Origin of the sequence: Mesorhizobium sp. M8A.F.Ca.ET.202.01.1.1 (assembly GCF_004791595.1) — a bacterium.
Taxonomy (GTDB): Bacteria; Pseudomonadota; Alphaproteobacteria; order Rhizobiales; family Rhizobiaceae; genus Mesorhizobium.
This window is the reverse complement of record NZ_SRUN01000275.1, coordinates 1-290: the sequence shown is the minus strand read 5'-3', so window position 1 is coordinate 290 and position 290 is coordinate 1. Positions and strand designations below refer to the sequence as shown.

Annotated in this window: 1 protein-coding gene; it reads right to left on the bottom strand. The window is 63.1% G+C overall.

Features of this window, described 5'->3' with window-relative positions; genetic code table 11:
• A partial coding sequence (locus EN845_RS34835; RefSeq protein WP_135931341.1) for a hypothetical protein occupies window positions 1-229 on the bottom strand: 229 nt, incomplete at its 3' end.
• Window positions 230-290: the final 61 nt, after the last annotated feature.

Below are 290 nucleotides of genomic sequence, written 5' to 3'. Positions count from 1 at the left end.
GCAACAGGCCGAGCCAGGCAGCGCGGAAGTCGGGCTCCCTTCCGGCAACCGCGCCCATCACCTCATGCAGCTTCTCCACCAAGCCGTTGAGCCGCCAGTATATTTCGCCATTGGCTTTGAGGTTGAGCTGCGCCGCCAGCACGGTCTGGCGCAGCTCCAGCGCGTCGCGAATGATCGCCTCCGCGTCCGACCGGAACAATCTGTCATAGCGGCCCTTCCGTCTGCCCAATGCGGCTCTCCCTGATCCCGAGCAAACCGCCCCATCTCCTGACAAAATAGGAACCCATTCC